The sequence below is a fragment of the Paenibacillus sp. RC73 genome (genome assembly GCF_044908085.1).
In the GTDB taxonomy this organism is placed as follows: domain Bacteria; phylum Bacillota; class Bacilli; order Paenibacillales; family Paenibacillaceae; genus Paenibacillus; species Paenibacillus terrae_A.
This window is the reverse complement of record NZ_JBIYCV010000006.1, coordinates 56,230-70,033: the sequence shown is the minus strand read 5'-3', so window position 1 is coordinate 70,033 and position 13,804 is coordinate 56,230. Positions and strand designations below refer to the sequence as shown.

The window sequence follows — 13,804 nt, the reverse complement described above, 5'->3', positions numbered from 1 at the left end:
GACTTGAATCAGTAACACCACTGATTTAAGTCTTTTTTCATCTCCTTTTCCTACCTCCCCCAAAAAACGAGGATGCGGTGGCGGTATGCAGCGAAGCGGAGGATTTGAATCTGAAGAAGCAACAGCGATCGTAAGATCAAAGCCTACGCGCAGCGTCTCCACACTCCTACAGCATTTCGTTTAAAGCCGCCTGTGTTCCCGCCGTATGCCCCGTGGTAAACGCCGCCGTAATATTATAGCCGCCCGTGTACCCGTGAATATCCAAAATCTCACCGCAGAAAAACAATCCCGGCATCAGCTTGGACTCCATCGTTTTCGGATTGATTTCCTTCAAATTCACACCGCCTCCGGTAACGAACGCCTCCTTCAGAGAGAGCGTACCGTTCACGCGGATCGGAAATGCCTTGATTCGATGGGCTAGCTCCTGCCATTGCTGCTTCGGAATATGATCATACGTCAAATCCTCACGCAGCTCGGTTTGCTGGAGCAGCAGCGGAATCAGGCGCTCCGGCAAATAAGGCTTGAGCACATTTTTAATTGCTTTTTTGGCATCGGCTGCCGCCAGCTCCAGTGTTTCGCGGTAGACTTCATCAGCATGCTTGTGAGGCTGCAAATCCAGAGTCAGCAGTACCGTGCTGGTCTTGTCCTTTTTCATTCCTTTTACGACAAACTGACTGCATCGCAAGGCGGAGGGGCCCGACAGGCCAAAGTGTGTAAAAATCATGTCTCCCTCGTGGACGACGACCTTTTTTTGCTTCGCATTCCACACGGTCAGGCTGATGTTGCGCAAGGATAGCCCCTGTAGCTCCTTCGTCTGGATAAACGTCTCACCTGACGTTAATGGAACCTCCGTTGGATACAGCTCGGTGATCGTATGTCCTGCTTGCTCGGCCCATGCGTAGCCGTCACCTTCCGAGCCTGTATGCGGAACAGATTTGCCACCGACCGCAACAATAACGTTGCAGCTGCGAAGGGTTTCCCCGGAACGCAGTCTTACCCCCGCAGTATGGCCTTCTTTGTAAAGAACCTCCTGTACGGGGCAACCCGTCCGAATGTCCACTCCTTGAGAACGAACCTTGTTGACCAAGGCATCGACAACTGTTTTGGCCTTATCCGTCACCGGAAACATACGCCCGTTGTCTTCTTCCTTTAAGGCTATGCCCAGTTGTTCAAAAAAGGCGATAATATCCCGGTTGCCAAAAGCCGCCAGCGCACTGTGCAGAAAACGTCCATTGCCGGGGATGTGCCGGATCAACTCGTCCAGCTCTTTTGCATTCGTGACGTTGCAGCGCCCTCCACCGGAAATACCCAGCTTTCGTCCGAGCTTATTTCCTTTTTCGAGTAAAAGCACCTTGGCGCCCTCACCGCTGGCTGCCGCAGCGGCCATTAATCCGGCTGAGCCGCCTCCAATTACAATAACGTCGTATGTCATGAACCTCTTCCTTTTTGTTGAAAAATTTTTCGAAAACTCAAAATGGGGTAACAGGATTTTCATCATATCGTAATACCGTTACCTCAGATACACATTATCGCTGTATTTCTGTATAAAGATATACCCTATCACAAGCTTGAGTATTCAATTGTATTTGCTCTAGAGTGCAATATATAGATGAACCAAAATATCTCTGTCCATATATGGATAGTAGCAGTCATCATCTCTATTTTTCACGAAAATACGTAAAGACGTCAACTTCCTATCAATCTGTGTTTCGCAGATTTTGTCGTTCTATACCGGGATTTTAACACATATATTGTAATATATTGTAGCCTGTGCTTTAATTCAACTAACGGCGTCAAGGAAAGATGATGAGGGGGAGAAGTCCTTGTTAATTGCGTTGAAGGAAAGTGTGCTTCAAGTTCTCCTTGCCGTGATGTCGGCGGGTTTTTTCTCTATATTAACGGATTATGGGGATAAGAAAAAGGTTTGGGGTGGCAATCTGCTTTCCGGATCTAATCAAAGGATCCTTTTTTGGTGTTGCTTGCCAGCCATATTGCTATGTTCGCTCTTTCAATATCAGTCTCCTTATGGCCTACCTTCCAATCTGGGGATTATCCCTCTCGCTGTTGGCATCATGTACGGCAGACGGCGCACCGCATTTATTCTTGCCGCTTCTGCGCTGGTCAGTGTTCTGATTATAGCCCAGTCTACGGCAATGTCGCCAATGTATGTGGGTACGGGTTTTATTCTTTTTCCTTTTATGCTGCTGTACGTCAAGTTCTTTCAAAGAGGAACATTGTTGGACAAAAAACTTCTTATTTCTGCCTATGTTGCGGCTGATATGCTGTTAAAGGCGTTATTCCCGCTATTGTGGGGCAAACAGGATGTTTGGGTATATGTTCCTGATCTCCTTACGACACTTTGGAACATTGCAGCAGGTGTGCTGGCAAGCTTTTTGGTCGTCAGTCTGATGCAAAATGCCTTCGAGAAGCTGGCGTTGCGGCGGGATGTGACCGAGTTTACGAGCAAATATTTAATTGAAGCCGATAAGCTGCGTCAAGTTATGGATCTGATGCCGTTAGCTCTAGTCACTCTGGACAGCGAAGAACGGGTTATACATATGAACAAAACGATGCTGGAACTCTATCGGGACGTCGATCCGTTTATTACGCTCCCTGAGGTGGTGGGGCGTCCTTTGACATCGCTGTTGGGTTTTAACACTGTACCAGTGGTCAATGAGCGGGTTGCGAGGGCCCTTGAAGGAGAGGCGGGTGCTGATTTTATAAATGTGCCTCCCAAAGTGTTTTTCTCAAGCTTCCTTCCCATTCGTGATAAACATGTAAGCAAAACGACAGGTGTCATTATCGCCTTGCAGGACATTACAGAGCTGGAGACACTGCGCAGCGAGTTGGGCAATTTCGAGAGGCTTAGTCTGGTCGGACAGATGGCGGCGGGCATTACTCATGAAATACGCAATCCGATGGCGGTTGTGCGAGGATTTTTACAGCTCATGCGCGAAAAGAGTCCCGACTCCCTCGGTCACTACTACCGTATTGTGATGGAGGAGCTGGACCGGGCGAATGGAATTATTAACGATTTTCTGTCACTTGCCCAGAACCGAATTGTCGAGAAGGAACAATGCCATCTGCATGATATTATCCGTGAACTCACTCCTCTGCTGTGGGCAGATGCCAATCTGAGAGGACAGACGATCGAGCTGAAGCTGGAGGATCATGTCGCAATGCTGCATTTGAACTCTAAGGAAATGAAGCAATTGCTGCTCAATCTGTCGCGTAATGCGATGGAGGCTATGGGGGATAAGGGTGTACTGACGATTTCAACGCATGAAGAGGGCGATTTTGTGGAGCTGGAAGTGAAGGACACGGGTCCCGGTATTCCGCAAAATCAGCTTGAAAAGCTGTTCCAGCCTTTTTACACGACCAAAACGAAAGGTACAGGTCTGGGCCTGGCCTTATGCCAAAGTATTGTAGAGCGTCATCACGGTACGATTGCCGTAGATTCGGTGGAGGGAATGGGAACGCAGTTTAAAGTTCGATTGCGCAGAACCATTCCAACTCACAGGGATCATTCTGAATCACCTTCCATGAATTCCATACAGAAATAATTGTACAAATATATGTCTGGATTTTTGCAAATTGCGTGAAAAAGATTGTATAATAAAGATTAGACGTCCATGTCTTTAACACGGCAGAGGCTGAAATTAAGCAACGTAATATACATGATTTTTCGAAAAGGAGTGAAAAATATGTCGATGTCTTTTGATCAATATATGAGAGATTCTGTTCAGCCGATGCGCGAAGAACTGACAAGTCTCGGAATTCAGGAGCTGCGTACTCCGGAAGATGTGGAGGCCAAGCTGCCTGATGCCAAAGGTACAGTGCTGGTCGTTGTGAACTCGGTATGCGGTTGTGCCGCAGGTCAATGCCGTCCGGGTGTAGCCGAAGCGCTGAAGCATGATATTACACCGGATCATCTGTACACGGTTTTTGCTGGTCAGGATAAGGAAGCAACGGCGAAGGCACGCGAATTTTTCGCACCGTATCCGCCATCTTCTCCTTCGATCGCGCTGTTGAAGGACGGCGAACTGGTTCACTTCATCGAGCGTCATCAGGTGGAGGATCGTTCGGCAGATCAAATCGCTGCTGATTTGACCAGTGCATTTGACCGTTTTTGCCGGTAAAACAGCTCAAGCTAGGCCCCGCATTTTTCGCTTGCGAAACTTGCCGGGGCTTTTGCATGTTGGCTTATGAAGGAAATTCCTAAAAAAGAGGTGCTTATCTGATGAGTTTGCAGGAACAGATTATTGCTGAATTGGGAGTACAACCTACCATTAACGTAGAGGCTGAGGTCCGCAAGCGTGTGGATTTCCTCAAGACGTATGTCACGAAAACGGGAAGCAAGGGTCTGCTGATCGCCATCAGTGGCGGGATCGACAGTGCCGTAGCGGCTGCCTTGTGCAAACAGGCTACGGATGAGCTGACGCAGGAGCAAGGCGAAGAGTACAAAACGCTTGGAGTATTTCAGCCGTATGGCAAGCAGGAAGATATCGAGCACAGCTACGCGGTAGCCAAAGCGTTTGACCTGAAATATGCTGGGGAAACGAACATTCAGGAAGCGGTGGACAAGGTTGCCGTGGAAGTAGAGCATTCGTTGAAGGATATCGGTCTTGAGCGTTCCATTACTCCGCAAGTGAGAGGGAATGTGAAGGCGAGAACACGTATGGTGGTTCAGTACGCGCTTGCGAATGAGCTGAATCTGCTCGTTGTGGGTACGGATCATGCCTCGGAAGCCATCACAGGCTTTTATACCAAATGGGGCGATGGTGCCGTTGATATTACGCCGCTCAGCACGCTGAACAAACGTCAGGTGCGTTTGCTGGCCAGTTATCTGGGAGTTCCGCAGGCCATTCTGGACAAAGCCCCTACAGCGGGATTGTGGGAAGGCCAGACGGATGAAAAAGAACTGGGTATCTCTTACGAAGCGAACAGCGACTATCTGGAAGGCAAGGAAATTGATCCGGCGGCACGTGAAAAGCTGGAAAGCTTCTTTACACGCACAGCGCATAAGCGGACAAGCATCCCAGGCATTTAAGCAGCGAACAATTATGGAATTGTAAAATAATAATGCGGCGATCCGCCCGGCGGATCGCCGTTTGTATTAACGGCAGGGTATAGCTTAATTGGTAATCCATTCAATGAAGCGGCGGGTTTCGGTAATCGCCTGATCCAGCGGAAGGCTGCTTCCCTGGAAAGGGTGAACGGTATTGAAGGTATGATTGCCCCCTTGAATTTGTACCCATTCAATATCAGGACGAACTGAGGTAAGCAGGGCAGAGCCTTCACGCAGGCGTTTGGAATCATCGGTACCTTGAATGAGTACGGCAGGCAGTTGGCTGTCTTTAAGCCTGTCCACGATGGCAAAGCGTTGGCGATTTTGCTCCAGATCTTCCAAAATAACAAGATCCAGCGGAAGCTGCTGTCCTGTTCTGGCGTTTGGTACGTAGCTGCGGCCCTTGGTCCGCATTTCTTCTTTTTGCGGCAAGGTGAACAGGTCCAGGTCAGTCACGCCATTCCATGAAATGACGCCTGAAACCTCGTCCGGATGATCCAGCGCATATATGAAACAGCTTCCCGCACCTCGGCTGTGTCCTAACAGAAACAACGGCAGTTCTCTGAACTCGTGGCGTGCTCTCAGATTTGTCAGCAATACGTCCAAATCCTCTTGTTCCCGGCTGTAGGTGTTCTGTGCGAACTTTTCCAGCTCGGTAAAATTCGTTAGATCCTCACCTATGCCGTTATGTGAAAAGTTGAAGGTTACGACATGGTTGTCTGTGCTCAAGGCTTCTGCTATATAGGGGAACATGCCCCAATCCTTGAAGCCCTTATAGCCGTGAGCGATGACGAGCAAGCTTTTGGCTGTATTTTTGGCGGGAAACCAGGAAGCCCGGATTACCGCTTCTGTTCCTGCTTCCGTACCTGCTTCAATAACGAGTGATTCTGACATTCTATCCTTCCTTTCTACGGGAATTTTAAATGGGCATATAAGCTAAATCAACATTCGCAAATAGCCTCTCTTATTTTAACATATTTTGGTGCTGCTTTTACGGCTTTGTGACTCGCCATGATGTGGACACGCTGTTACAATAGGGGCAGTAAAGTATAAAAGGACGGGGAATACCCAAATGATCTACGGAATCGGACATGATGTGCTGGAAATAAGCCGGATGGCTGACATATTGGCAGGTAAATATGCAGACGCGTTTTTGAATCGGGTGTTGACACCGGCTGAACGCGACCTTGCTGTGGAGCGAAGGGGCAGGCTGGCGGAGTTTGTAGCAGGGCGCTTTGCCGCGAAGGAAGCGATAACGAAAGCCTTTGGCTGCGGAATCGGGCAGATCATCGGGTTCGGCGATATGGATATTTTACCGGAGCTTGGGGGCAAGCCAGCGGTTTATTTGTCTGCCCCTGCGTGGGACAGACTGGGGCTGCCGGGTGCGGGCGGCTCGGATTACAGCATTCACCTGAGTATTACACATCAACCCAACATTGCCTCTGCTTTTGTGATTGTTGAATATAAGGAGACGTGATGTGATGACTACCCATACATTGGAACAAAAACGTTATTTCAGCTTCGAACTGCTGAATTGGTATACACGAAGCAAGCGGGATTTGCCGTGGCGCCGCCACCGGAATCCTTTTTACATCTGGATCTCGGAAATTATGCTTCAGCAGACGCGTGTCGATACGGTGATTCCGTATTTTAACCGCTTTATTGCACGCTTTCCGACGATTGAGGCGCTGGCGGAAGCACCTGAGGAGGATGTACTTAAGTTGTGGGAAGGGCTAGGATATTATTCACGGGCCCGGAATTTGCAAACGGCGGCGAAACAAGTGGTTGAGCTTCACGGCGGAGAGGTGCCGGATGATACGCAAGCTGTCGCCGCTCTGAAAGGCGTAGGTCCATATACGACGGGAGCGATTATGAGCATCGCCTTCAATCGGCCGGAGCCTGCTGTGGACGGTAATGTGATGCGGGTGCTGTCGCGCTATTTCCTGATTGAAGAGGATATTATGAAGGGCAGCACGCGAGCGCATATGGAAAGTCTGGTAAGGGAGCTGATCCCCGAAGGGAGAGCCTCCGACTTCAATCAGGCGTTGATGGAGCTGGGTGCCCTGGTCTGCACGCCGAAGTCGCCCCATTGCCTGACCTGCCCGGTCATGGAGCATTGCTCGGGCCGATTGGCAGGACGTGAGGAGACGCTGCCGGTCAAGACGAAGGCGAAGCCGCCGCGGCTGGAGCCGCGTTCCGTCGCCCTCATCGAGGGCAGCGGCGGCGCGAATGCAGGCCGCCTGCTCGTGCGTCAGCGCCCGGCCAAGGGCCTGCTGGCCCGCATGTGGGAGCTGCCGCACGAGCTTGTCGGGCCGGAGGGCTATAACGGCCCGGTGCCGGATGAGCCGGCCATGGATCACCTGGCGGCTCATTTGCTGGCGGAGGGCGTGCTTGCCCGTCCGGTGCGGTTCGTACGTGAGGCGGAGCACACGTTCAGTCACATTCACTGGAACCTGCGTGTGTTCCAGTGTGAAGAGGTCGCCAGCCCTGCCGGGGAGGCGGGCGGACAGTCGCTGGCTGCTGAGCAGCGGGCAGGCTACAGCACCGACGGTGCGAAGCCGGGTGCGCTGATTGCGCTGGCGGAGCAGGAGGAGCGCTCAGCGCCACCTGCGGGGTACCGCTGGATCAGCGAGGCCGATATGGACACCTTGGCGTTTCCCAAGGTGTTCCTCGATCTGATCACCGAATATTTTGCAAAGCAAAAAGGGACCTTGGTGTAGGTCCCCAAGCTGTCGGGAGAAGTCCTGGCAGCTTTTTTTTGTTCTTTTTTCATTCAGTCCGACATCTCATTTAAATAACGATACATTTAGGCAGTGCCTATCCATGGTGTAGCTGAGTGTGCAGCGAAGGATTTATCTACATCGCCTGTTCAAAAATGTCGATTACTTCCTGCTGTGTAGGCTGAATCGGATTGGTTACACCGCAGGCATCTTTGAGTGCGTTGGCGGCGAGAACAGCGAAGTCTTCACGCTTGACGCCGAGTTCTTCCAGCCCGGAAGGGATGTTGACCCGTTTAGCCAGCTTTTCAATGGCGCGCAAGGCGAGGTTGGCACCTTGTTCTGGTGTAACACCGTCCGTTTTTTCGCCAAGTGTACGGGCAATGTCGGTGAGCCGTTCGGCGGAAGCCTTGGCGTTGTAGCGCTCTACATGCGGCAGTAAAATGGCGTTACAGACCCCGTGCGGCAGATTATAGAAGCCACCCAGTTGATGTGCCATGGCGTGAACAAAGCCCAATCCGGCGTTATTGAATGCCATCCCTGCGAGGAATTCGGCGTAGGCCATTTGGCTACGGGCTTCCACATCGTTTCCATCATCGACGGCTTTGACTAGATGATCCCGAATCAGCTCGATTGCTTTAAGCGCGCAAGCATCTGTGATCGGTGTGGCATTCGTGGAAACATAAGCTTCAATAGAGTGAGTGAGCGCATCCATCCCTGTTGCGGCAGTTAATGACTTGGGCATAGCCATCATCAGATCAGGATCATTGACGGCAATGAGTGGTGTCGTGTGCTTGTCGACAATCGCCATTTTGATATGACGCTCTTCATCCGTAATAATACAAAACATGGTCATTTCACTAGCTGTTCCTGCCGTGGTGTTAATGGCAATCAGAGGGAAGGAAGGCTTCGCGGATTTATCCACGCCTTCGTAGTCGCCGATCTGTCCGCCGTTGGAGGCCAAAAGTGCGATGCCCTTGGCACAGTCATGCGGTGACCCGCCTCCGAGCGAAATAATAAAATCACACCCGGATTGTTTCAGCAGCGCCAAGCCCTCGTTGACATTGGAAACCGTGGGATTCGGCTGCGTGCCGCTGTATACGACGGATTTTACGTTTAGACTGTCCAACATGTTTGTTACTTTTTTCACAATCCCGATATCAACTAAAGGCTTATCGGTTACGATCAATGCATTTTTAAAGCCCAATTTTCCGATTTCTGTACCTGCATCCGCCAGTGCGCCTGAGCCCATAAGACTCATACCCGGCATCATGAATTTGGAAGTTCCCGTCATAAATATGCATCCACCTTTGTTATTATTTTGAGGTAAATCAAGGTATAATGATGGAATTAAAGGATCTTGCAACCATCCTTATATCCTTATCATACTGTCCTATATTGGCGGGAACTAACGCATTTTATTATAAAATATCGTGATTTTTAAAAGGGAGCATTTTGCATAAATCCGGGGAGCGGCCTTCAATCAGATTATGCAAAATGCTGAAGGGTGAAACGGATGGACAATTCCAAGACTTTAGGCGACTTTAATCGTTATAGCGAACTGCAATATGGATATGAAACCGATCTGATCCGAATTTTGTATTATGATCTTCCAGAAAATTATTACGAGAAATATGCTTCATATGAATGCCCGAAGCTGTGTACGATTTTGGAGGGGAGAAAAGAAGTCAAAATTAATGAAACGGAGCATTTTGAATACGATTCTCAGGAGATTATCCTGCTTCCTCCCCAGTCAAGCGTTGAAATGAAAATCAAAGAACACACCAAGGCACTGGTCTTTGAATTAAGCGATCAGTTGATGGAACGTTTAAGAAACGTGGTAGAGGAGGAATTTCAGGTCCCGGAGAGTTGCCCGACTCATGCGGTGGTTCGCTGCGAGCTGAACGAAAAGGCGGATTCACTTACCGCATCGATGGAGCGGATCAAGCAATATATGGCACATCCCGCCGAAAGAAAAAATTTCCTGATTGATCTGAGTGCTCAGGAAATGGCCTATCATCTGCTACAGATGCAGGTGCTTGAGCAGAATCTGCTTACGAACCATCGGCATCCTGTGTTTCGAGCGATCCGGGATATTCAGGAGCAGTTGCCTGGGATCAGGCATGTGAAGGATTTAGCGGATAACTATAATATGTCACATGCCAATTTCACGAATCAGTTTAAAAAGATAACAGGATTAACTCCGCTCGACTATATTACGAATCAAAAAATGCAGCTTGCCAAGCAATGGCTCCAGTGCCGAAACGTCACGGAGGTTGCTTTTGATTTAAATTATGAGAGCGTTTCCTATTTTATCGGTCTTTTTAAAAAGAAGTATGGCATTACGCCCAAGCAGTATCAGATGAATGTGCAGCGCCAAGTTGTGGTTACGTAATGTGAAATATATAAAGGCAGGGCTATCCTTCAGTGCTAAAACTACTAAGGGTCACCCTGCCTTTCTTCATATGGATATACATTTACGCCGTTAAAGCTAATCGACACCACGATCACTCTCAATCAGCCCTTTGCCGATTACATTGGCCGAAACTGGAGGCTTGCCGAGCTCCCGGGACCATATGGACAACTGCCCAATATGGTGGATTTGGTGGGCAATGATATGGCGCATCACCTCGCCCCAGGCATCAATCACAATCCTGCCATCCGGGAGGTGATCTTCAAACCTTTTTCGTTCCAGACCTTCATGCCAGGAGAGCACGAACGGCTCGACATCGATTCGAAACTTCGCATCCAGCTCGCGAATCTTGTCCAGCGTATCATATCGCGAGAAATCCTCCTGAAAGTCGGGTTTCCCCTGAATCGTTTGAACCCAGCTCCACTCTACATCGACGACATGAAACAACGTCTTCAGAATGCCGCCAACCCCGCCAACGCGTTCTTTCAGAAGTTCCTCCTGCGGTACCTCTTCACACCAGCGGTACCATTGTTCCCGAATCATCCAGTTGTAACGAAAAAAAGTCTGCATCCATGAACCTCCAGAGATTGTATTTAAGAAACGTCTTCACCAGTTTACCATGGAATGCCAAACCTTTTTCAGCTTCACTTGGCGGCTCCAGTAGGGCTCAAATGGACAGAATCTTTTGTGCACCAATTTAAATTGAAAAGGGCTGTCTCACTCGTAGAAAATCTACTTTTGAGACAGCCCTTTATTATAGGATAGAGATGTTGTTACTGGCTTATTTCTTCGCAGCCGCGTAACGTTTGTTCACTTCATCCCAGTTGATAACATTGTAGAATGCTGCAATGTAATCCGGGCGTTTGTTTTGATATTTCAGGTAGTAAGCATGCTCCCAAACGTCCAGTCCAAGTACCGGAGTCAGACCTTCGGAGAGTGGGCTGTCTTGGTTAGGAGTGCTGGTGATTGCCAGTTTGCCGTCTTTGCCGACAACCAGCCAAGCCCAACCGCTACCAAAGCGTGTTGTAGCTGCTTTCGTGAAATCTTCTTTGAATTTGTCATAGCCGCCCAGCTCGTTGCTGATTGCTTCAGCAATAGCGCCAGTTGGTTGTCCGCCGCCGTTAGGGCCAATAACTTCCCAGAACAGGCTGTGGTTGTGGTGTCCGCCACCGTTATTGCGAACCGCAGTGCGGATGCTTTCAGGAACGCTGTCCAGATTGGAGATCAGATCCTCCAGGCTTTTGCTTTGCAGTTCAGGAGCGCTTTCCAGAGCTGCGTTCAGGTTTGTTACATATGTGTTATGGTGACGATCATGGTGAATTTCTACTGTCAGCGCATCAATGTGCGGCTCCAGTGCGTCTTTCGCGTAAGGAAGTTCTGGTAATTGAAATGCCATTGTAAAATCCCTCCTGATTATATGGTTTGGGTAAGGTATTCCTATGTAATAATACCCTCGTCAGTTATATTAAACCGCATTCAGCCTATTTTATCAACATTTTTGTTTGTAAAATAGCAAACTGGGCATTACGACCTGGTAGCTATCATGTCCAAAAACCCGCTTGGAATACATGGTGTATAGGTAATAAGAGGCAAATTATACAGCCCTAAAATGTAAACGCTTCATATACAGCGCTTACATGAGAAAAAGGGATGTATTCCATCTAAAAGTGTGGTTTAATGTTCAAGGAAGCAGAAATTTCGGCTTTTTTGTCGTCTGCTATATCTTGTCATGTCTGCGGATATGACGAACTTGAGGGCATATACCCTTTTCCTGTTCTTCAATTCATATATAGCAGATCGTATTTTTATCATAATGCCTTGTGATTAACACCATGCTAAGAAATTTAAGGATTTATGTAAAAATGACGGTGCTGTCTCAATTTGTCTTATTAAGCTTACGAAAAGGGAGATATTACTTATGCACGTTCGTTCCTTTCAATTGAGTGATGTGAATCCAGTAATGGAACTCATGCAGATTGCCTTGTCTGAGGAGTGCTACAAAGAGACGGTGGGCGCTTTTGCCCGTCAGCTTTCGTGGGATTCCGGTTTGATCGTCGTTGCGGAAGAAGATGAAGAGCTGGTTGGCGCTCTAATCGGCACGATTGATCAGAATCATGGTTGTTATTATCGTATTGCTATTCATCCGGATCATCGTCGGATGGGAATTGGCAAATCGCTTGTCGAGTCTATGGAGCAGCGTTTTCAGCAACGTAAGGTTAGCCGCATCTGGGTAGCCGGAGACAAGCATAACAGCGCAGCCATGCCTTTGTATGAAGCGATGGGCTATGGGGCAAGCCAGATTTTACAGACTTTTCAGCAGCTCAGCATTTTGGCTCCTCATTAATCGGCAATGGATATAAAGAGAATCGAATATTTTCAAAGCTAATATTTCCATTTAGAGCATATCTGAGTAACCGTTGCAATCGGGTACGGGATATGCTTTTCTATTTATAACAGGGTTGAGGAGGTTTATTATGGACACACTGGCTCCTTCGTCAGGCCCGCTTCCTTCGCCGGAAACGTCCAAACATGCAGGTCGTTGGAGTTACATACGCGATTGGTTGGTGACTCTTCTGATCGCGATGACTGTCTTGCTGCTGCTGAACCTGTTCGTGTTTAATTTGTCTACGGTCAGGGGACATTCAATGCAGCCGACGCTGATGGAAAGCCAGCATTTGTTTGTTAACAAGCTGGTTTACAATTTTCATGATCCGGGCAGGGGTGATATCGTGATATTACAAGATCCCGACTCCAATCCGTCCAGTCCGAGATTTTTAGTGAAAAGAGTCATAGGCACTCCGGGGGATGTAATCCGGGTTGAGCATAATCATCTATATGTGAACGGTAAGCTGCAAAACGAGCCTTACACCGACTCTGAGATTGAGGACGGTGATTACGGTCCTTTTACAGTGGAGCCGGGGCACTTTTTTGTCATGGGCGATAACCGACACGCCGCGGGCAGCAAGGATAGCCGATATTTTGGCAGCATTAAATCTCAGGATTTGCTGGGGCGTGCGGAGGTTGTATTTTGGCCGTTATCCGAGTGGAAGTGGCTGTAGAGCAGCCATAGTCTGTATGCTGAAAATTAATGGGGAACGTGTGCAAATCGTCAGGACCATGACGGGCAGGCGGTTACCGATCAGGAAGGGAAGAGAAATATGAAAGAAGTGATGGTGTATACCGACGGCGCTTGTTCGGGAAATCCCGGTCCTGGGGGCTGGGGCGTCGTTTTACTATATGGAGAGCATCGCAAGGAGTTGTCCGGGGCCGAAAAAATGACGACAAACAATCGCATGGAGATCAAGGCCGTGATCGAAGCGCTCAAGCTGCTCAAGGAGCCTTGCCATGTAAAGGTACACAGTGACTCCGCCTATGTCGTAAACTGCTTCAAACAGGGCTGGATTAAGAATTGGCTTCGTAACGGCTGGCGTAACAGTAAAAATCAGCCAGTTGAAAACAAGGAGTTATGGGAAGAACTGTGGGAACTGATGAGCAAGCATGAGGTTGAGTATGTGAAGGTCAAGGGTCACAGTGACAACGAGCTGAACAATCATTGTGATTTCTTGGCGACCAGCGCTGTTAAAAATTTACGGTAGCATCTGCGGC

14 protein-coding genes are annotated in these 13,804 nt (G+C 48.8%); 9 read left to right on the top strand and 5 right to left on the bottom strand.

All coding sequences use genetic code 11. The features are described 5' to 3' along the window. Positions 1-166: 166 nt before the first annotated feature. A complete protein-coding gene (locus ABH897_RS15570) occupies positions 167-1,432 on the bottom strand; it encodes a BaiN/RdsA family NAD(P)/FAD-dependent oxidoreductase (RefSeq protein ID WP_283654629.1) in 1,266 nt (421 codons plus the stop codon). Between the two features lie 391 nt (positions 1,433-1,823). Here ABH897_RS15570 and ABH897_RS15565 point away from each other — a divergent pair, with 391 nt between their 5' ends. From ABH897_RS15565 to nadE, 3 genes are all read left to right on the top strand, one after another. After that, a complete protein-coding gene (locus ABH897_RS15565; protein ID WP_283654630.1) occupies positions 1,824-3,563 on the top strand; it encodes a two-component system sensor histidine kinase NtrB in 1,740 nt (579 codons plus the stop codon). A gap of 141 nt (positions 3,564-3,704) precedes the next feature. Then, a complete protein-coding gene (locus ABH897_RS15560) occupies positions 3,705-4,139 on the top strand; it encodes a BrxA/BrxB family bacilliredoxin (RefSeq protein ID WP_044646128.1) in 435 nt (144 codons plus the stop codon). A gap of 101 nt (positions 4,140-4,240) precedes the next feature. Next, positions 4,241-5,050 carry an ammonia-dependent NAD(+) synthetase gene (nadE, locus tag ABH897_RS15555; RefSeq protein WP_044646127.1) on the top strand — a complete coding sequence of 270 codons (810 nt, stop codon included), beginning with the start codon at positions 4,241-4,243 and terminating at the stop codon, positions 5,048-5,050. 84 nt (positions 5,051-5,134) lie between these two features. Here the strand turns inward: nadE and ABH897_RS15550 are convergent, their stop codons facing one another. Beyond that, a complete protein-coding gene (locus ABH897_RS15550; protein ID WP_404519700.1) occupies positions 5,135-5,962 on the bottom strand; it encodes an alpha/beta hydrolase family protein in 828 nt (275 codons plus the stop codon). Between the two features lie 178 nt (positions 5,963-6,140). On the opposite strand from ABH897_RS15550, the gene acpS reads away from it, so the two are divergent. Both acpS and mutY read left to right on the top strand, forming a co-directional pair. Then, the gene (gene acpS / locus ABH897_RS15545; protein WP_283654633.1) at positions 6,141-6,545 is read left to right on the top strand and encodes a holo-ACP synthase; all 405 of its coding nucleotides are present in this window, start codon (positions 6,141-6,143) and stop codon (positions 6,543-6,545) included. Positions 6,546-6,549: 4 nt separating this feature from the next. Then, a complete protein-coding gene (gene mutY, locus ABH897_RS15540) occupies positions 6,550-7,788 on the top strand; it encodes an A/G-specific adenine glycosylase (RefSeq protein WP_283654634.1) in 1,239 nt (412 codons plus the stop codon). 136 nt (positions 7,789-7,924) lie between these two features. On the opposite strand, the gene yiaY is transcribed toward mutY, so the two are convergent. Beyond that, entirely contained in the window at positions 7,925-9,079 is a 1,155-nt protein-coding gene (gene yiaY / locus ABH897_RS15535; protein ID WP_404581337.1) for an L-threonine dehydrogenase, read from the bottom strand. A gap of 222 nt (positions 9,080-9,301) precedes the next feature. Between yiaY and ABH897_RS15530 the strand changes: the two genes are divergently transcribed. Beyond that, on the top strand, positions 9,302-10,180 hold the full coding sequence (locus ABH897_RS15530) for an AraC family transcriptional regulator (RefSeq protein WP_283654636.1): 879 nt from the start codon (positions 9,302-9,304) through the stop codon (positions 10,178-10,180). Between the two features lie 96 nt (positions 10,181-10,276). Here the strand turns inward: ABH897_RS15530 and ABH897_RS15525 are convergent, their stop codons facing one another. Next, the gene (locus tag ABH897_RS15525) at positions 10,277-10,768 is read right to left on the bottom strand and encodes a DinB family protein (protein ID WP_283654637.1); all 492 of its coding nucleotides are present in this window, start codon (positions 10,766-10,768) and stop codon (positions 10,277-10,279) included. Positions 10,769-10,979: 211 nt separating this feature from the next. Beyond that, positions 10,980-11,594 (bottom strand): superoxide dismutase, encoded by a 615-nt coding sequence (locus ABH897_RS15520; protein WP_023986992.1) that lies wholly within the window; start codon positions 11,592-11,594, stop codon positions 10,980-10,982. Between the two features lie 522 nt (positions 11,595-12,116). Here ABH897_RS15520 and ABH897_RS15515 point away from each other — a divergent pair. The 3 genes from ABH897_RS15515 (at position 12,117) to rnhA (ending at position 13,794) form a co-directional block, all read left to right on the top strand. Beyond that, a complete protein-coding gene (locus ABH897_RS15515; protein ID WP_283654638.1) occupies positions 12,117-12,542 on the top strand; it encodes a GNAT family N-acetyltransferase in 426 nt (141 codons plus the stop codon). A 130-nt stretch (positions 12,543-12,672) separates the two neighbouring features. After that, a complete protein-coding gene (gene lepB, locus ABH897_RS15510) occupies positions 12,673-13,257 on the top strand; it encodes a signal peptidase I (RefSeq protein ID WP_283654639.1) in 585 nt (194 codons plus the stop codon). Positions 13,258-13,356: 99 nt separating this feature from the next. Then, positions 13,357-13,794, top strand: a complete 438-nt coding sequence (rnhA, locus tag ABH897_RS15505; RefSeq protein ID WP_025681918.1) for a ribonuclease HI — start codon at positions 13,357-13,359, stop codon at positions 13,792-13,794. The last annotated feature ends 10 nt before the right edge of the window (positions 13,795-13,804 follow it).